The organism is Marinobacterium aestuariivivens, assembly GCF_042661465.1.
Classification (GTDB): domain Bacteria; phylum Pseudomonadota; class Gammaproteobacteria; order Pseudomonadales; family Balneatricaceae; genus Marinobacterium_A; species Marinobacterium_A aestuariivivens.
Genome location: NZ_JBHSWE010000002.1, coordinates 74,991 through 94,593, shown reverse-complemented (window position 1 = coordinate 94,593; position 19,603 = coordinate 74,991). Strand labels below are relative to the sequence as shown.

Sequence of the window (19,603 nt, the reverse complement as noted above, 5' to 3'; positions counted from 1 at the left end):
AGAAGGTGTACCTTCTAATCTTTGACGGACTGTCTATACCATATATAAATACCTGATAACCAAAGATAAAATTCCATCCATTGAGCTTCTACTCCTTCTATAAGGTATAGCTATTCTCAACAATCCGAATCAAAAAGTATGTTGAGAAAGGCTGCATCAGGTCATCTATTCGTCTGATTCTTATACAAATTCGAGGCGATTGCCAGCGTTCAAGCGAAGAGCCGCATAGTTGATGGTAGATCTATCGATCGCATTCGCTTGAGATGGGCAATGTCCCCTTTGGGCACTTAGCCACCAGACTTCCATTACCCAAGATTCGAACTTCTGTTTTTTCCGCTTATACCGACACCGCCAATTTACTCTTCGCTTCGAGTTGGTACGCGACCTGCCACCCGAGTTCTAATCGAGGCAACCAAGAAGGTCACATTGACACAGCGCGGACCCACACCTACGAATTGGTACTCTAACCCCGAATTCCGAACACCGCTGCATGTCGAATGCGGCCCATAGTAGCCCTTCCCCGCCAATCGGCGATGCTGCGCTTCTGTTCGTTAAAGCGAACATCTGATATTTCTACAATTTAATTCTATGTCCACCTGGGCAGCTGTTGATAATATTAGGCCATGAGATTTCATTCCGACGGACCGACCATACCTGACATCCTTCTGGATCGCTGCGACGCTGGTCGTGTCGTTTTCCTGTGCGGAGCTGGTGTTTCATCGCCCTCGGGCATGCCCGACTTCATTGGCCTCACCCAACATGTAATCGAATTCTTCGATCCTCCCGAAGATTCCGAGATCATGTCCGCTTTCCAGCCCTGGCTGGATGACCCGTCGGGTGCAAACATGCCGTTGGATCAGATCTTCAACTTGCTCCATCAAGAGTACGGCAAGGAAGAAGTCAACGCCCTGGTCACTGAACGGCTAGGCGCTCCCACTGAAGCCGATGAAGTTGGCCGAGAGCACAGTCTGATCAAACGTATCTCCTCGAACCAGAGTGGCGTGCCACAGATCGTCACAACGAATTTCGACCGTCTATTTGAGGCAGGAGCGCGCACCGAAGAAACGATTTTGCACGTTCCACCATCATTTCCTGACCTCACCTTCGGAACAACGATAGAGGGCATCACCTACCTGCATGGTAGATTGGCAGATGCTGGTTCTGTGTATCATCCCTACGTGTTAAGCAGCGCCGACTTCGGACGTGCCTATCTCTCTGAAGGATGGGCGACTAATTTCATCAGAAACCTGCTGAAACGCTACACCGTGGTTCTTGTTGGCTATAAGGCCGAAGACCCGCCTATCAAATATCTGCTTCAAGGGCTTAACCACGATGGGCAGTATGATCGCTCTCGCCTCTACGCATTTGATCGCGGGTTGCCCGAGGACATTGAAGCCAAGTGGCGTGATCGGGGCGTGACAGCCATAGCTTATGCGGATCACCCCGGTCTTTGGAGAACGATGGAAGCCTGGGCACAGCGCGCTGACGATCCCCGTCAATGGCGGGAATCTGTCATAGCGGCCAGCCAGCAGGACCCGAAAAACATGGCTCCCCATGAGCGAGGTCAGGTCGCTCACGTGCTCCGGACCGTTCAAGGGGCGAGGCTTTTCTCGGAAACTGATCCGGCTCCCCACCCGGAATGGATATGTGTACTTGACGCGAACGTTCGGTCTGCGAAGCAGAGCCGTGGCTACGGAGAAGACGCCGATACTTTCGATCCGAAACTTGCATACGGGCTTGATGACGATCTTAAAACCATCACGAACGAGGATCATCGGCAAGGCGTCAGCAATGATAACCTGCTCGTATGGCGTGCTGGTGATGACAACCCGTACGAGTTTCACAGCCTCAATAGAATGCAAATTGATGGCTTCGAGGCGACCCCGGTCAGACTGGGGCACCTTATCAACTGGATAGGAAAGTCTATCGACAGCCCGGTGTTGGCGTGGTGGGCTATTCGCCAGAACGGGCTGCACCCTCGCCTTCTCCAGCACATTGACTGGCAAATCTCACGCTTGGACAACGCGCATGAACGGGCCCGTCATGTCTGGAATTTGATCGTGGAGCACCATCGCTGCCCTCGTAACCGGCAGTGGGACGGCTACTGGTTTGACCTCAAGAAAAGGATTGCTATCGAGGGTTGGACGGCCAGCGTTCTTCGCTACTTTCGACACGTCTCCAAACCAAGGGTCGTAATCAGCCCTCCGCTTGGCCTCGGCAGATCCAAGCCGCCGACGGCAGACTGGGATGACATTCGCCTCAGTGATATCGGTCAGTTCGAGATAAAGTTTCTTGAGAGGCACAGTGAGGACCTAAACGCGCAAGATAAGGTATTGCCCCAAGTGTTTGGCATTCTGGAAGACCAGCTTACCGTTGCCTCCGGCCTGTTAGCGGATGTAGAGAGGTTCTACTTTCCAACACCGACTTGTTATCCAGAGCGCGAGTCTGATGGCAGACAACTCGTTGAGAAGGCGGCGGAAGTCATGGAGTTATTTGTCCGACTATTCGATCGGCTCTCTGATCTTCGACCAGAGTTGGCTAATGCCCACGCCACAACTTGGCCGGAAACGGACAGGTACTTCTTCCGCAAATTAAAGCTGTATGCACTCGCTAAAGATCAAGTCTTCAATGCTGATCATGTTGCCGAGACCGTGCAGTCGTTCGATCAGGAATCTTTTTGGGACTTTAACGTCGCCCGTGAGCTTATGTTTCTGCTTGTGGACAGGTGGGCTGAATTTTCGCCGGAGCACCGTGATCGACTGACGGAGCGCATTCTGGCCGGTCCTGACCAACTCTCCCATTGGCCAGATGAAGACTATCCCGGCATACGGGATAAGTTCGCTGCACGATGCGGCAGGTACCTTGAACTACAGGGCTGCGTCCTTTCAGCGGACAATAGTGCTCGGCTTGCTGCTATCATCGAAGGCATCCCGCGCTGGAGCGATGGATGGGCAACTTCGACGGTGATCCAGCGAGGTTCCCAAGTTGGTTGGGTCGGCACGGACGAGACGCCAGACGCGGTGCTAGACCTTCCCGTGAACGAGATCGTTGCACGGGCTAAGGATGACCTAAAGCGTGACTTCGGCAGCTTCACCGAGAAGCGCCCCTTCACGGGCTTGGTGAAGGCCAACCCGCGCAAAGCGCTGTCTGCGTTGACCGTCGTCGGGAAAGCAGATGAGTATCCGCAGGCATTCTGGTCGTCTTTGATCAATGATCTGCCGGAGGTCATCCCACCTCGGCTGAGGCGTGTTTTCCTCCACAGGCTGACCCGACTGCCGTACGACGTTATCGCGGAACTGCGGCATCCCCTGGGACGCTGGCTGGAACAGAATCTGGTCGCAGTCCTTGAGTTCGACGATGCCCTTGGTTGGGCGGTCTACGACCATGTCGTTGATGGCATTCTGAGCGGCGGCGCTGACGCCGCAGAGAGTGGTTTCGGTGAGGTTCGCCAAGGCGGCGAGGTCATCGAACGGTCTAGGCGGACGTACGGGCATGCTATCATTGGCCCTCTGGGAATGTGCGCGAATGCGCTGTTTCAAGCTGTGCCTGGAGAGACCCAAGAAGCAGATTCACTGATACCTGAGTATATCAAGAGCCGAGTTGAACGCCTCTTCGCAGCCCCTGGCGAGGGCTCGGACCACGCTGTGTCGATAACGATGAGTAAGCTTAACTGGCTCATGTACGTCGATCCCACTTGGACCCAGGGTCGCCTCATCCCGATGTTGCTCTTCGATCATCCAGCCTCGGAACCGGCATGGAACGGTTTCCTTCATGGAGGAAGAGCCCCGAGACCGCCTTTGGCCGAGGTCATCAAGCCCCTGCTGGTTGACCTATTCCCGTGGATCGAAGGAATTTCTTGGGATCATGACGTATCGGAAGTTGCGGCGCAGTGGCTCGGCTTCATGCGTGTCTTCCACCCTGAACAGCCCGACGGCTTGACCAAACGAGAGATGCGAACGGTGCTACGGTCCATGTCGGATGAGTCCCGAAACCGGTTCATTTTCTGGCTCGGTAGGGTTGGCCAAAAAAACGAGAATGGCTGGACCGAGCTTATCGTCCCGTTCATCAACGACGTCTGGCCGAGAGAACGTAGGTATCGCACCTCAGCGTCGATGAGAGCTTGGATTGGCCTTCTCGATGACACGGGCGACAGCTTTCCATTCGTGTACCAAGCCGTGAAGAAGTTTTTGGTCCCTGTGGAGACGAACGACCATCCGCTCTATCGGTTTACCCGAGAGATCAACGACGAAGAACCGATCACAACGACGCGCTTCCCCGAAGCAACCCTCGATCTGATGAATACAATTACACCTCAGATCCTCACAAGACTACCATACGAGTTGCCGAAGGTGCTGGCCGTAATCGCCGAGACGAATCCCGCGCTAACCTCGGATCCTCGTTACCTGCGTCTCATCGAGCTCGTCGAGCGAAGCTGACCTCCTGGTCACGAATTGTTGCTCTGACACCGAATTCCATCACTTAACTGAATTAATTGGGCCACTTAAGGATGGTATGAATAGATACGTTATTCGGTTCAAGAACCATAGTACTAAGCTCACAAGAAAAAGATACTTCCTGACTCAGGAGGGTCATCAACCGGCACCTATGTATAGTTCTGAACTATGTATAGCTGAGGCGCTCTGAGGGCCGTCAGCTCATGGTTAACGCGGCTCTCGGCTGACCAGCTCTATACATAGTCACAGCGCCTGAATGAACTGAAATAGAGAGACAGGTCGGCAAATACGCTGGATCTTCGTGTTGGGCTCATGAGCCTTGACCATAGTCTTGACCTTAATGATCAGATCAGCAGCAAGATAGGAGGCCAGCTGGCCCTCAAGAAATGATTCTGTTGCCTGATGGTGAAGATGCATCACGTTTATCACGATCTTCGAGAGTTCTTCAGTAAATCAGAAGAACTATGTCGAGTTCAGAATTGATCTATTTCGCCCTAAGCCAGAAAATACGCGGCTTCTCTCAGTGGCACGCGTACAAACTTGACATAGTTCGGAACTATACATAGGTGCCGCTATGTAAAGCTTTACATAGCGGCACGAAGCGGTCATTAGCCAATCTGGACCCCTGCGACAGATCCTCTCGAAAGCGGACATCAACACCAACTCCACCCACCGATATCGAGACTACAATCTGTTAAGGTAAAAAGCTCTGAAAGATGTTCGCTTATTCAGAAATTTACGTGATTCTAGTTGTGTTTCGAGGCAAGTTTCGTCAAATGCCCGTCGCTCGATTAGGAATATCTTTGTTAAGGATTCTAACTGACCTGCACGGAGTGGTATTGGAATATTCTCTCCAATTGCAATATCCCCCGTTAGATAAATGGCAAAATGGATGAAAATAAACAAGGTGCACATAGTCCACTGCTGGGACTTCGAACAAAATCTCCCAGCAGATTTGGTCTGAATTACTACATCTAATCCATCTCATTCAAATGTTCTCAAGTTAACAGAGAACTCTGCACTTTCCCTTTCTATTCGCAAACCCTCGTCAGTCCGCGCCCAATCGTTGTCCAGAAACTCACAGTCGCTACGCTTCCCATGCTCAGCTATGACGTCGCAGACAAACCGATAAGCATCGCTGGTACGTTTATCATCCGCGTATCGTGCCGCGCGGAGCACAAGTTCGTTCGTTGTTATTCCAGCTTTAATCCTGCTCTCAGCCCAAAAGTGCGCCTCACTTCTGGAGCGTCGATCTTGGGCTAGCCTTCTATCCAACCATAGGAAATCTTCTACCTCATCGATTCTCGCAAAATCTCGATCTTCCGGGAATGAGAATAACGGATCGAGGCGCTCGCGCCGCCATTCAAACCATCCACGATCATTGCACGCTTCCCACAAGCTCCACTTTTCAAGGTCAGAAAGGTGCTGGAAATATGGGAGGATCGCTTCGATTTGCTCTCGTCTCTTGATACCCGGTCGATTGTACATTTTGACGCCGATACGACGATCAAAAAATTCCAAGATCTTCTCAGGCTCATGCGACTGCTCGATCGCCACATTTGCAGCCGCAAGACTTTCCGGTTTTGCGAGATAAAGCAGCGCGATCACATAGTTCTTTTTGAATTGGACCTGGTCCCAATTCTCCAGAATTGTACGCAGGGCAAATTCATCATCACGGTCGCCAATTAGTTCGGGCAAAATATCGTCAGCACGAAAATAACCTTCAGGCTCCTCCTCATAAAACTTCCGCCGCCGCGCAAAGAGCTCGCGGATAACGTCCTCCAAACCGTTCGTGCCGACATACCGGGCGTATTGAAGCCAATACCAGTCGTTCGCCTCTTTGAGGATCATCTGCCCCAATTCGGTCTTTGCGCTTGCGTCTCGATTCATTAAACGCGCGCGCAATGTGCGATCCTCCAGTCCTACTGGTGGAGATGATGCGAGTTCCTTCAGGTCCTCTCGATTGAGTCTCGCACTCCAGAGATCGAACGACCGGCGCCGCACCCAAATGTCATTGTCTTGGTTTTCCCATTCGGTCTTCAACGCAGCACGAGAGCGCTCGCTCATCTGTTTGATGCCCTGATCGCGTATTCGACCCCATTGGTCAGCGAAGCTCATCCCCCATGGATTGAGCTTATCCGTGCCTTCGCAGCGATGATCCACTTCAGCAACCACCCTTGCAATATATTTAACAGCTTCCGGATGATCTGCATTCTGCAGAATCGACGCCACAGGGCTTTTGAGTTCAGATAATCGTTGTGGCAATTTCAGAAGATAGCCAATGATCCGATCGGAAGGATCCCGCCGTACAGCGCCGCCAAGAGCGTAATGAGAGACATCATATCGCGGGTTCGAGTGCTCCCTCTCGTCATCCTTCTCTGGCAAGCTTGCCCAGGCCCGAACAATTTCCTCCACAAACGCATCGTCCCGCCCAACGGCGCACCGAATGGCCGCGTGGAGCATGCCAGCTGTCAGAGAGCGTCCGGCGGAGACATGCGCGGCCCATCGCCTTTTAAGGGGAGCGATAAGTTCGGCTTCGCCGATTTCTCCCGCAAGGTAGAGCGCTCCCTGCTCGAGCTTTTCGGATCCATCAAACTCGGTCAGATAACTTCCAACGTCGCATACCCAGGCTTCGCCCGCCGTACTGCGTAAATGAGACAGGAGCGCATCTCGCTGCTGCGAGGCCATATATGGATCATGGTGATAGCAGAACGCCGCCGCCGATTTGACGCATCCGTTTCGCGCCAGCCCTTCTTGCTGGAAGAAACTATGCTCTCCCGCCGCCTCCAACAAACACCGAACATCGGTTCCGTCCAACTGGGCGAGTACGGACTGAGTAGCGTACATCTGGCTCTTCGGCCCCGTTAGAAATTCGGAGGACGCCAACTGCTTCTCGCAAAGCCTGAAAATCTGCGGCCTGAGATCGCTTTTGGCACGCACGGCCCTTGCGAAAGCATGGAAGACAGCCAGCGGAGAAATGGCATCGCAGAGCGTTTCAATGTCGGCGCTTGCGGCTTGAGAAAATACGGCTGCGCCGATGACTTCCGCCAAAAACGGGTCTTTCAGGATTTCCGGAATTTCGTCGCTGTCTCTGATGAGCGCGACCACATGTTCAACCAAGATAAAATCGCGAACACGGTCATGACGAAATCGTAGCCGATCGCTGCCGTCAATGCTGATGACGGCTCCGTCGTGAATCAATCGCCGAAATCGTTCCTCCTGTCCATTCCGCCGCATCACCTCCATGGCGTCATCAAAGGCAGGTGATAAGTCACGTCCCGTAAGCATGTGCGCACTCAACAGCAACAAGCATTGCCTGTATTCTGACTTTCTGTACTGGCCATCTGCCGATAATCGCGCCAAAGCATCGTCAACATAAATGCCAATGATGCTCGACGGATCGAGCCTTTTCCAATCTGTCGCAAGCCCAATGAGCAAGGGGTCAAAATTGAGTGCTCTCGCCGCTTCAAAAGCCTGCAACCGCGTGAGTGTGATCGTTTGGGTCTGGGCGCGCCTCAGGACGGCTTCCGTCGCCTCGTCCCAGCTGTAGTCCGCGACGTATAACGACGCCCTGTCAATTTTCGCCCGTTCATCTCGCGTCATGGCCTGAATATGCTCCGGCCACACCGGGCACAAAATCTTGAGGCGCGGATTGAGTCGCTGGCTTATGTCAGCGTCCCGGCCGGAAGCCGAGGCCATCCATCGAAACAGTTTTCGGATCAGATCTATTGGCGCGCTCGCTCGATTGACGTCTTCAACCCAAAGAAAAACTCCTGGTGCCCCCGATACCTCCGTCACAGCATTCTGAAAACTCGTCTCGCTCAGCCCCGGCGCATACGCCTTCAGTACGCGCGCAAGCGCTTCCTCCAGGGAGCTTGACGCCGCCAATACTTCCTCATTGAGGATCAAACAGACACCGTCTCTGGCCTCGACACGCTTCGCCCAATCATAACAAAGCACCGATTTTCCCGTTCCAGATCGTCCCTGAACAAAAACTAAATTATCATTGCCGGCGAAGCGATCATCCAGTTGTTCGGATAATTTCCGAGGGACATATTCAGCGGAATCACCGAGCGGCCGCGCGTCCTCGATTGTCTGAGCGGCGATCTTCTTCAACAGGTCGGGCGACAATCGCTGCTGCGGCATGCCGAGACTTTGGTAACGCAGCCACTGACCATCTGATTGAACATCAAGGACATGGGCGAGCCGGCTTCCCGGCCAGATTTGGATCGTCAGCTCGTGATCGGCCGCCACTGCTTCGATGTCCGTGACAAGAGCGCTGTCTGGTTCGACTGAACAGGTCAGAATTAAGATGCGTTTTCGCTCTCCGACCCGCGTCAAAGCAGATTCGAATAACCGGATCGCTTTCACCACGTCGCCGTCAGTCGGACCCAGCCACTTCGATCGTAGACCGGCTTTTCGCGTGATGGTGTGATGGGCGATGACCGCCAGCCCTTCACCATCTTGCGCCGTCGTATACAGGATCCCGTCCGCAGGATCGGCTATTGTTTGTCCACGAGCATTTGTGCCTGTCTCCACGATCCCGTGAAAAACAGGCTCCGCAATTCTAAGAACGCCGGCAGCCACACGTTCAAATAAACCTTCGTCTGTGATCTCCGACAGCCTTGCTCGGGTCCGGGAGGGCGCCAAAGTCCCGGCTCTATTGTCGTGTGAGTTGGCGTCGCTATTTGCCACTTCCGGCAAAGTCTTCGAAGCTCCCGGGCTCATCGGCTCGCCTCCCCGTGAAGGCGCTCTATAAACTCGGCCCCTACAGTCACGCCCGAGGCCATGAGCGCCTCACAAACAGCATTCCATGCTGATATATCTGACAGAATCGCCGCCTTTTGTCCGATGTTGAGGACCCGGCGCCCGACGCCAAGCTCGTTCCAGAAACGATTGTTCGCTTCTTTCGCCCATCGTTCCGCCGTAATGGCGAGCGGCCCCTCAGCCGTCGATGGATCCAGGCATTCGAGGACATTCAGATACAGATAGGTAATAGTCGGGCATGATGGCGCCTCGCCAGCGATCTCCGAAAGCAGCGGTAAGAACAGTGACAGTTCAGGGTCGGACAAACCCTTTGTATAAGACTGCCCATCGCCAAACCCGTAGCTCAACCGCATGAAAAATGCGCTGACAAGCTCTTTTAGGTGAATCTCCATGCCGTCTCTCGACGACCACAAATGGCTGCGCCAATGCCATGTCTCCTTGAGACGTGGCCATAAAGCCTCGCGCACCGACAACAGATAGGCTCGATCCGCCGCATTACCTTCAATAAGATGAAGATCGCTCTGCACGATGAACGCCGCCGCAGCGTCGATGAAAGCTTCATCGGAAAAGGCTTTGAGCACGTCGAAAACCAGCTCCTGGCAAATGTCTTCCGACCAGTGACGGGCATGCGCCGCTGCATAGTCCATCAAGCCGCGCGTCCAGACGCGCTCGATGTAGCCGCCGTCTTCTGTGTCCTCCACCGGCCTGTTCGTCTCCAGAAGCCAGTCGCGATTGGCGCGCATCACCGCCTTCGACGTCGATCCGGCGCTTGGGCCAAGGCGTGCGAGAATCCGCAACCAGGCCGTCCCTGTTCTTTCATCATAATAATAGTCCGACCACTCCGGTTCGCGCGGGACGCGTTTTTCAGCACCACCTGTTCCTCCTATTGTCAGGGTTAATTTCCGACGCCGTGGTCGCCGTGGCGGAGGCGTTGGCCAGTCCGGCTCCGCGCCACCTTTCCGCCATTGCCGTTCCGCTTCGATCCGTGAGGCAAGACGGGACTCCAACTCGGTGCGGCGTTTGCCGTAAGCCGCTTCGTCCTCGCCATAATGCGCGCGCCGTGGGATCATGCAGGCGAGGAGTGCGATGCGGCTAAGCGAGATCAAAAGCAATTCATCAATCTTCTGGACTGCGCCGCCATGGCGCAGGAAAGCAGGCGCGGCGCTTGCCGGAAATGCGGCCACCGTCTGGAGGAGATCCTCCGCATCCTCTTCACCTCCGGAAGTAGCCGCAAGGTAAAGACGCCCGGCGATCGCCATCGCGTAAGCGTCGTACATGATATCATCGCGCGGCAGGGCTCTCGACCGATCCTGATAAGATTGCAGCGCCTGTCCGAAGATCGATGTAATCTCTTGCCGACGCCGCGCTACTTCTTCCTGAGACCCAACTCGGGCGAGAAACGCCGCGGCGGAAACCCGTGCAAGCCAGGGATCGTTCGGATCATGCGACGCCTCATCTTCGCCTGGGGCGACCGCAGCGGTCTCGTCCAGAATCACTTCCGCATCGGTGGCGCTTACATTGACGATTTTGGTTTCGTCGTCCATCGCAGCGCGGACCGCCAGCGACCGGGAGAACGTCAAATGCTCCGCATTCGCTTTCGCCGATCCCTCTTCAAGCCATTTTTTCTGTCCGGGAGGCCATTTATAAATCCATCCCTTGCGTTCCTTGCCCGCCGCGTCCTTTTCCGTGACGAGTTCATAATTGTCCCGGGCGGTGAGGCGGAGCGCATGGGACGCCATGAACTGCGGCGACGCCCAGTCGACCACTTCGTCCGTCCACGGCCCAAGCCGGCTCACCGCTGCATTGAACTGTGCCTGCAGCGTGCCTAGTTCTTCCTTGGACAGATTGAAGACAATCTGAGGTATGACGTCATGCAGCGCGACGCTGCGCGACACGCGACCAGCCAAATCTTCCTCGACAGCTTGATCGGCTGCCGGTCCCGCCCGCCAGGCGCGTCCCAGAAATCCCCCGCCCATTCGATCGATCGCGTCAACATTGGCGCGGCCGGCGTCGAGCGCCAGCGTTTCCAGAGACAACAGGACTTCTCGGAGAACCGCTCCGTTCAGGGATGAATGAGACAGGACAAGATCGACAATCAGAAGCCAAAGCGCGCCAACGATCGGCCTCTCGGCGATGATGTCTCCGATCACAGCATCAAGCGTCTCGCCCCCGTCAAGTCTCCTATGCGCCCAGTGCTCCATCGCCGCCAGTGCCTTGGTCAGCATGGCCGACGGCGCGCTCCCGCGCGACCATCCATAGCTGAACAGCGCCTCAATGCTACGCGTCTCTCCCAGGAACTGAACCGAAAACCCCAGGTCGCTCTCCTCCCGCGCACAGGCGCTCTCGGTCAGGGCTCTGATGAACGCCACGCCCGTGGCGGGCGCCGCTTCAAGGATTTCCGTGAACACGCCAATACCGCATCGGCCGCGCACGAAAGGACTGTCAACACGCGACACGGCATAGGAGCGGCGGCACGCTGGCCCCATACGAAATTCGCCTTCCTCCTCATCGTCTTCGAGCGCGCGCAGAAAGGCGGCCGAGAATTCCGCAGGCGCTGCACCCGGCAACCGTCCGGGAAATTCAAGGATCCGACTCATCGCCTCTTCCGGTCGCTTCGATTCCTTGACAGCGATCAAATATCGTTCCGCGGCGCCGGGAGAGGTCATCGCCCATAGCGCAAGATGGAGCCGGGCAGTATCAAGCGCATCGCGCGTCACGGCGTATTTGATTTCCGGAAGAGGTTCTCCATTTCGCGGAAAGGGACTGTCCCTCCGTTCAATAGCCGCAACCAGGATATCGGCGTAGCGATCGAGCAAGATCGGCGTCAAGGTCTTTTCGCCGAATGCTGCAAGAACAAGCCAATTCTGGAAAAGATCGACCGCAGCCGACAACGCTGTCGCTCCCAACTGGCCAAACCGCTGCAAACACCACAAGATCAGGCGCATCCATTCCGGCCCTTTCGGAATGGCCATCCCTTCCGGCGCGGCGATCCCTTCCGGTAGGACCTCCTTGAACAGGGGGTCGCCGACTGCGTATGCAACGCGACAAAGCGTCTGATCAACCGCGCCGCGCGGCGCCCGTCATCTTCTAGCAGACAAGCGTCGTATCGCCCGAGCAGAGCATTCGCGTATTCGGACCGGACAAGCGCCAACAGGGCCAGCCCCGCCCATCCGGGGGCGACGCCCTCCGCCTCCAGGCGCACGAGCAATTTCGGCCACGCCTCGTCCTCGCCGCTTTCGGCGAACATCCGGGAGGCCAGTTCAAATCCGCGCGCCATCCAGAAGGGCGGAGGCGCGTCCAGCGCCAGCCTGTCGATCACGACGGGATCATTCGAAAGCACGCAGGCAACCGCCCAGTCTGTAAACAGATCATGCCGGAATCGGACCCGATCCGGATGAATCTCGACGAGCACCTCGTCCGCGATCAATTCTGCAACGGCCTGCGCATCCTGTCCGGAGACATTAACAAGCCCAGCATTGTCGATGAGGCCATTGGCGACAGCGTTGAGCACCCGCTTGCGGGAATGTATCTCGCCTTTCGTTCGTTCACCCGTCCCCGCGCCGGACGACTGCCAGTCTCTCGCCAAGGCGGCCTCGCTGATCGCCTCCGCCGTATTGAGACGCGTGCTGACCAACAGCCGCAGTTTCAGCAGATTGCGGGCGAGCGATTTCGCCGGGTGGTCCGGCCTCAGCAAGGGCGCGAGCTGCGGGGCCGCCTTGGCGAGCGCTTCGGCTTCGTCATTGTCGAGACCATCTACAATCATGCGTGCCCGCGCAGACAATTGCGCGAGCACCTCTTCGCCAAGCCAGAGGGCGCTCTCCTCCTCCCATCCGGGCTGCGCGGTGAACAGCACCGACACGCCCGGACAACGCAGCGCCGCCCGCAAGAGGTCAATCACTGTCTTTCGTTGAGCGCTGTCGCGAAACCGGTCGAGGCCGTCAATGCAGAGATAGCCACCGCCGTCGCAAGCGAGATCGCTAAGAAATTCGTCAGCCGTAGCCTCAACACCAAATAGGGCGCGCATAGCTGGCCAGCCGCCAGGCGGTGTCCGGTCCGGCGCCAACACCAAAATGCGCGACACCGCCTCGCGCGCCTCGATCGCAGTTCTCAGCAAGCCGGATTTACCGACGCCGCTGGGTCCCGATATTTCAACCACGCCGTCTTGAGTCTCCGCCGCTTTAAGCAGCGCCTCCAATTCGCGCCGGGGCTTTTCCCGCGCGAGCCGACAATCATTAACCGTGAGACCGATGTCTTCGAGTGCGTGGCGACTCAGTTCCTCAATATGGCGACGCGCGACGGCAAGCCCTGGTGCCGCGCCGACTCTTACGCCGAGGTCGTTCAGCTTTCGAATCAATTCGTCCCGGTTCAATTCACCGCCAATAGCGTCGGTGCGAAGAACGAGCCCGAATAACGGGTCATAGAGATCGGCGCCGCTTTTCTCGGACGCCAAATGCCGCGCACGCAGTCGGTCCTGATGCTCCGCCCTAGAGTTCGGACGTGCATAGTCGAAAGTCAGCACCGAAAATGACCGAAGGATGTCATAGAGAATGTCGTCCCCTGTTTCGTCCTTCGCCGCGAGGAGCGCTCTGAATGCAGCCACGAACGCCCGCATATCTTTGTTGCTGCGCCTAGGCGTCTCCAGAAGCTTCAGGAACGACGCAGCGTCGATCGTTTGCTGCGCCAATTCCAGCGCTTCCTGCACGCCATTCTCGATCACACCAGTCGTCCGCTCAATTGCAACTGCAAAGCGTCGATCCGGCGCAATCTTTCTCGCCCTGACAATCCCGTCAACGACGGACTGGAAATTGGCGTCTTTCTCCGTGAACGCTATTGATCGTTTAACTTGGATCTCAAGACATCGTTCCTCGCCCTGAGGCGTCACGCCCCACACTATGACGTCATCAAGCGGATGTCCCTGGCTGGACCTCTGGAACTCAAGCCGATCGACGATCGCGCCCGGCAGTCCGAGCGGTTCAGTGTTCGCCAGCAAGGCGAGCGCATAATGCGTTCCGACTTTCGTCTCGAACTGGCTGCCTGCTGGTCCGGTAGATCGAGGACTGGAGTCTTTTTCAGCAGGACACATGGTCAGAGCACCAATTCCATATCAAAAACTTCATTTCAAGATTGCCACATAAGCATCTTTCGTGGAACCGCAGAATTATCTATGCCTGAGCTTTCCACAGTCGCTTTTCTCGATTCAGCACTAGTAAACCTGAGTAAAAACGGCAAGCCGGCTGGTCCTGCATCAGCTGTAGTACACTCAACTTCAATAGGGGTGACAGTGATGTCGTTTTGAGAGATTAATGCTAGGGGTGTATTTCGAGGATAGAATTTGAGGCCGACATCCCTTTCACCGACCACGCCATAGCTGTTCATAAAATGACCATTTTGAAGATTGGTTGCCATCTACTGAACTAGTTCCTAGAGTTGCATGTTCAGGGCTGGGAAACACTGTTCTTTCCAATGTCCGCTTTCGAGGAATTTGGAGAGTCAAAGCAACTGGCGGCAATGTCCGCTTTGGGCACCTATGTATAGTTTGAAACTATGTATAGTTGTGGTGCTTGGACACCCATCAGCCCAGATATAGCGGGGTTCTGGGCTGACGAGTTCTTTACATAGTTATAGCGCCTGAAGAAACTGCATCAGGGCATCTGGCGGGCGGTAATGCTGGAGTTTGGTACCGGGGTCTTGAAGTCGAGACAGAGCCCTGTCCTTCATTGCCAGGTCCGCTTCGATATATTGATGCGTGGTGGCCGCACTTTCATGACCCGGGGATTCAGATAATAAGTGCGACACTCATGGTTGAACGGCGAGAGGTAGCCAACTGCTGACAGTGATACGCTTCAGCTCGCCAAAGTAGATGCAGTATCACCATGAGCTATCAGCAGTTGACTGAGGGGAAACGATACCAGATATCGGCTCTCCTTGCGCAAGGATGTTCGCCAGCAGCGATCGCCAAAGCAGTAGAGGTCCATCGTTCCACGGTGTATCGGGAACTTAGACGTAATGGACGCAACGGGGTCTACGAGCCCGAACTGGCTCAGGCTGCAACAGTCGCACGCCGAGCCAGGACGCCCAAGTACAGGGTGCCGGAGCAGACCGTGTTGTATGTGGAGCTGGCGCTGTCCTGGCAGTGGAGTCCGGAACAGATCAGCGGCATTGGCAGCCGTATTGGGATGCCGGTCAGCCATGAGTGGATCTACCGCCATGTGGCGGCCGACAAAGCGCGTGGCGGCAAGCTCTACAAGGCGTTGCGTCAGGGACATAAGCGGTATCGCCGAGGTAAGAACAGCAAACGCTCGGTCATCCCGGAGCCCCGCTCAATCGACGAGCGACCGGCCATCGTGGATACGCGGGAGCGCTTCGGCGACTGGGAAGTCGATACGGTATTGGGCAAGCCCGGTACTGGCGCGCTGGTCACCCTGGTGGAGCGCAAAAGCCGAATGTATCTGGTGCGCAAGGTCGAGACCAAACGGGCCGCTGATGTGCGGGATGCCATCATCAACATGCTCAAGCCCTATGCGGCTCATGTGCATACGATCACGGCGGATAATGGCGCCGAGTTCGTTGAGCATCGGGACATTGCCAAGGCGCTGGATACGGACGTCTACTTTGCCCATCCCTATTCCTCATGGGAGCGAGGGCTGAATGAGAACTTTAACGGCCTGCTTCGCCAGTACATCCCGAAGGGAACGGATCTACGGACGATCTCTGACGACGATGTCAGGCGGGCAGAGAAGCGATTAAACCAGAGGCCCAGAAAATGCCTCGAGTTCAGGCAGCCTGAAGTGGTCTTTCAGGAATACCTTCAGGCTGCATAGGCGGGTGTCGCACTTCGGAGTTGAATTCGCGACCTAACCAAAGAGCAATCACACTGAGGGCTACCCCGGACTGCAGCATATGCATTGCAGTGGCGTGACGAATGGAATGGGGGAAATGTGGCGTTTCGCGAGCGTGGGAAATGCTGCGCAAGCGCGAGCTACCGCAAGCGCCAGACGCTGGTTGACGTTGGTGCGAGTCATCGTTTGCCCGTCTCGATTGGGCAGCAAGGGCGCATCTGCGACCAATGCCGGGTTGCGTTGTAGCCAGGCTCGAATCTCCTGAGCGGTCGATTTCCACAACGGTACGCTACGCTGCTTGCGGCCCTTGCCGTGTAGATGAACACAGGCGGAAACGCCCAACACTACATCGGCAATGTGCACGGCAATGATTTCCGAAACCCGTGCACCGGTGTTGTAGAGCATGACCAGCAATAGGTGATCCCGTTGCGCCGTCCAACTGCTCCCCGGCTCGCCAATTACCGCCAGCATCTCCTCGCGCGAGAGATATCCCAGCATAGGGCGTTCGAAGCGCTTCATCGGCACCCCCAGCGCACGCTCGATATGGTGTAGTGAGGAGAGGTCGCGACGTGCCGCGAACTTCAGGAAGGAGCGCAAAGCAGTCAACCTCAGGTTGCGAGTACGCACTGAGTTATGACGTTGCCACTCCAGGTGATCCAGAAACGCCAGAATCAGGTCGGGTTCAAAATCGGCAAAGCTCAGATCAGTCGGCGGCTTACCGAGCCGTCTGTGCGCGAACGCCAGAAACAGCATGAAGGTATCGCGGTATGAAGCAACGGTATGGGGGCTCATAGCACGCTGCGAGACCAGATACTCAGTGAAGAACTGCTGTACCAAGGAGGAAAACGATGGAGGGCTTACAAGCGCAGCTTTAACCATGATGCACCTCCAGTCTTGAAGCAATGGCCTCGAACTGGGCGGCTGCCACTGCCATCAGATCTGGCACGCCAGTCAGGTACCAGTAGGTGTTGGTGATCTTCGCGTGACCGACATAGGTGGACAATGACAGCATGGCCTGATCGACATCCACGCCCTGCGCCTGCCAGAGCAGGATGCGACGAACGACGAAGGTATGCCGCAGATCGTGGATGCGGGGAGCGGCGTGAGCACCACGGTTGATCCAGCCCAGCTGCTCCCGCAGCGTTATAAAGACCCGCCGGACCTGGCGCAGGCCCAGAGTATACCCCCGACGTTGGCCCCGGGTACCGACAAAGAACGGCATCTCCTCGGCAACTTCGACCTGGCGGTTGCGCAGCTCCCTGTACCGTCTCAATGCCTTGGTTGTGCTTGGATGCAAGGGCACTTGGCGGGACTTGGCGAACTTCGTTTGCCGCACAAACAGCAAGCCCGCCTTCAGATCGACATCCGCGTCCATCAGGTGTACCGCCTCGGATACACGCAGCCCGGTGGCAGCCAGCAGGCCGAACAGGGTCTCGTAGGTTGCTCCGCGCAGAACAGGGTGAAGACGGCGCGCGGCCATCAGCAAGTCAATAATCTCCTGTTCGCTGTAGATGTGTGGAGCCAGTCGTCGATCGACTCTCCCGAAAAGCGTGTCGTCTGGAACGTCGTGGCGTGGTTCGTACTGTTTTAACCAGCGGACAAAGGGACGCAACGCCTTTAGCCGCCGGGCCCAAGTGGTGGGGTTATCGCTGTTGGTCTTGGCGCACTGCGCCCAGGAGACCATAAGCTCGACGGTGAGCGGCCCCTCATGATCGAGGCCATCGACATAGCGCGCAAAGCTTCTGATGGCATACCTGTTGCCAAGTCCATACCCGAGCTGGTGACGCTCGACGAGATAGCGCTCGGCGTAATCTTGCAGGGGGACTGAAGTGCTCATAGTGCGTTCCCCGGCCATGGCAGGGCGACAGCCAACAAGTTCCGGCTATCGAGCTTGGCGTAGATCAACGTGGTGTTCAGCGAGCGATGGCGCAAGACATCGGCCACCTCCTTGAGCGAGCTGCCACCCTCCAGCAAACGGCTGGCCATGGTGTGTCGCAAAAGGTGCGACCGGGTATAGGGCAGGCCGGCACGCCCATAGGCTTGGCGAATCGTCTTGCGCACACAATCGGAGCCGAGGGGGCGGTCCATCGGTGCGATGCGACGCACGAATACCGCCCGACTGGTGGTCTGTGGGCGCTCCAGCATCAGATAGTCGACAATGGCGCGGCCTGTAGCATCAGGCAAAGGCAGTATGGCCGCGCGACAGCCCTTGGTTCTGCGCAGCGTCAGGGTGCCGGCACGCCAATCGATATCATCCAATCTGAGACTGGCTATCTCGCCGCAACGCATGCCAAGATCCAAGGCGCAGCGCACCATGGCATCGGCCCGGCGTGCGGACGGATAGTTCCCGCCGAGGGCCTTTACCAGACGTTCGACTTCGGAGCGGCACAACCCCTTCGGTAATGACGCCATCTGCCAGTGCGCTGGATAGGCGGCCACGCCGAGTAATCCATCTACAGGGTCGCCACAGGCGATGCGGAAGTAGAAATAGCAGCGCAATGCCGACAACAGTGTGGCGGCGCTGGCCGACGTGCAATACAGCGTGCGCTGGTTGGCAATAAACCGGCGCAACGCCTCGGGCGCGATCGATAAAATGACAACAGGCTGACGCCCAAACTGCTCCAGAAGCAGACGGCGTACCGTTCGCAGGTACAAGGTTCGCGTCTTCGGGGCAAGCCCACGGACGTAGTTCATGTGGTTGTCGAAGCGGCGAAGCTCCTCGTCTACGGGTGTCATCTCTGGCTGTGGCGCGGCAATGACTGCCTCGCCACGGAGTACAGCCAACAGATGTCCCAGCGCTGCGCTCAAGTCAGTGCGTGTTCGGTGCACCGGTCTGGCACAGTGACAGCAAGGCAAGTGCTCATCTAGAAACTGCCGGACTGCCTCTTCGTCGATGTGCTGTATATCGAGCCCAGACTGGCGCATCCAGCGGCCAAAGTGAGCAATGGCGCGAACGTAGCAGGCGCTGGAATGGGAGGAATAGCGGTGTTCGGCCAGATACTGGGTAAACGCAGGAACATACGGCGCTAACGGCGTCTCAAGCAGCAACTCTGTTGTTTTACTGTGCAGACGTGTCGAGTTCATCACGATCTCCTGAAGTGGTGGGTGACCTCTTCAGGAAATCAGAAAAACTATGTGAAGTTCAGCAGCACTCTAGCTCGCCCCGGGCCAGCAAGCACGCGGTCTCTGCCTACACGACGTGCTCGAGCTCTACATAGTTGCGCACTATACATAGGTGCCGCTATGTAAAGCTTTACATAGCGGCACAAAGCTGCCTACTCCACGGCTTGGGCACCGGAGCCTGATGTGCCTGTAAGTGGCTGACTCCTTGACTCATAACCCCAACTGTTGGAGTTAGGAGGTAAGGCACCCGCCACGTACAGGTGCATATCGGATCCCAGCTCCCAAGCCGTGGAATCGAATCACTGACACGGGGATTTTCAATCCCCTGCTCTACCGACTGAGCTATCCGATTTCCTTCAAGGTTATGGCATTTCGTGCGCACGAAAGAGCCGGTCGGCCTGGCGGAGGAAGGCGGGACTA

9 protein-coding genes are annotated in these 19,603 nt (G+C 56.3%); 2 read left to right on the top strand and 7 right to left on the bottom strand.

From position 1 onward, the window contains the following. Nucleotides 1-731 precede the first annotated feature (731 nt). Nucleotides 732-4,436 (top strand): SIR2 family protein, encoded by a 3,705-nt coding sequence (locus tag ACFQDL_RS31275; protein WP_379913705.1) that lies wholly within the window; start codon nt 732-734, stop codon nt 4,434-4,436. A 1,002-nt stretch (nt 4,437-5,438) separates the two neighbouring features. Here ACFQDL_RS31275 and ACFQDL_RS31270 read toward each other — a convergent pair. From ACFQDL_RS31270 to ACFQDL_RS31255, 4 genes are read right to left on the bottom strand one after another with little or no spacing between them, the layout of a single operon-like run. After that, a complete protein-coding gene (locus ACFQDL_RS31270; protein ID WP_379913703.1) occupies nt 5,439-9,182 on the bottom strand; it encodes a hypothetical protein in 3,744 nt (1,247 codons plus the stop codon). After that, complete coding sequence (locus tag ACFQDL_RS31265) at nt 9,179-12,193, bottom strand: hypothetical protein (protein WP_379913701.1); 3,015 nt, start codon at nt 12,191-12,193, stop codon at nt 9,179-9,181. The genes ACFQDL_RS31270 and ACFQDL_RS31265 overlap by 4 nt, the downstream gene beginning before the upstream one ends. Continuing rightward, the gene (locus ACFQDL_RS31260; protein ID WP_379913699.1) at nt 12,157-14,304 is read right to left on the bottom strand and encodes a hypothetical protein; all 2,148 of its coding nucleotides are present in this window, start codon (nt 14,302-14,304) and stop codon (nt 12,157-12,159) included. The genes ACFQDL_RS31265 and ACFQDL_RS31260 overlap by 37 nt, the downstream gene beginning before the upstream one ends. A 35-nt stretch (nt 14,305-14,339) precedes the next feature. Continuing rightward, on the bottom strand, nt 14,340-14,627 hold the full coding sequence (locus ACFQDL_RS31255) for a hypothetical protein (protein ID WP_379913697.1): 288 nt from the start codon (nt 14,625-14,627) through the stop codon (nt 14,340-14,342). A 467-nt stretch (nt 14,628-15,094) separates the two neighbouring features. Here ACFQDL_RS31255 and ACFQDL_RS31250 point away from each other — a divergent pair, with 467 nt between their 5' ends. Beyond that, complete coding sequence (locus ACFQDL_RS31250; RefSeq protein WP_379913695.1) at nt 15,095-16,042, top strand: IS30 family transposase; 948 nt, start codon at nt 15,095-15,097, stop codon at nt 16,040-16,042. Nucleotides 16,043-16,102: 60 nt separating this feature from the next. Here the strand turns inward: ACFQDL_RS31250 and ACFQDL_RS31245 are convergent, their stop codons facing one another. From ACFQDL_RS31245 to ACFQDL_RS31235, 3 genes are read right to left on the bottom strand one after another with little or no spacing between them, the layout of a single operon-like run. Beyond that, a complete protein-coding gene (locus ACFQDL_RS31245) occupies nt 16,103-16,939 on the bottom strand; it encodes a tyrosine-type recombinase/integrase (RefSeq protein WP_379913693.1) in 837 nt (278 codons plus the stop codon). Continuing rightward, entirely contained in the window at nt 16,932-17,897 is a 966-nt protein-coding gene (locus tag ACFQDL_RS31240; RefSeq protein ID WP_379913692.1) for a tyrosine-type recombinase/integrase, read from the bottom strand. Before ACFQDL_RS31240 ends, ACFQDL_RS31245 begins: the two co-directional genes overlap by 8 nt. Then, on the bottom strand, nt 17,894-19,144 hold the full coding sequence (locus ACFQDL_RS31235; RefSeq protein WP_379913690.1) for a tyrosine-type recombinase/integrase: 1,251 nt from the start codon (nt 19,142-19,144) through the stop codon (nt 17,894-17,896). The genes ACFQDL_RS31240 and ACFQDL_RS31235 overlap by 4 nt, the downstream gene beginning before the upstream one ends. Between the last annotated feature and the right edge of the window lie 459 nt (nt 19,145-19,603).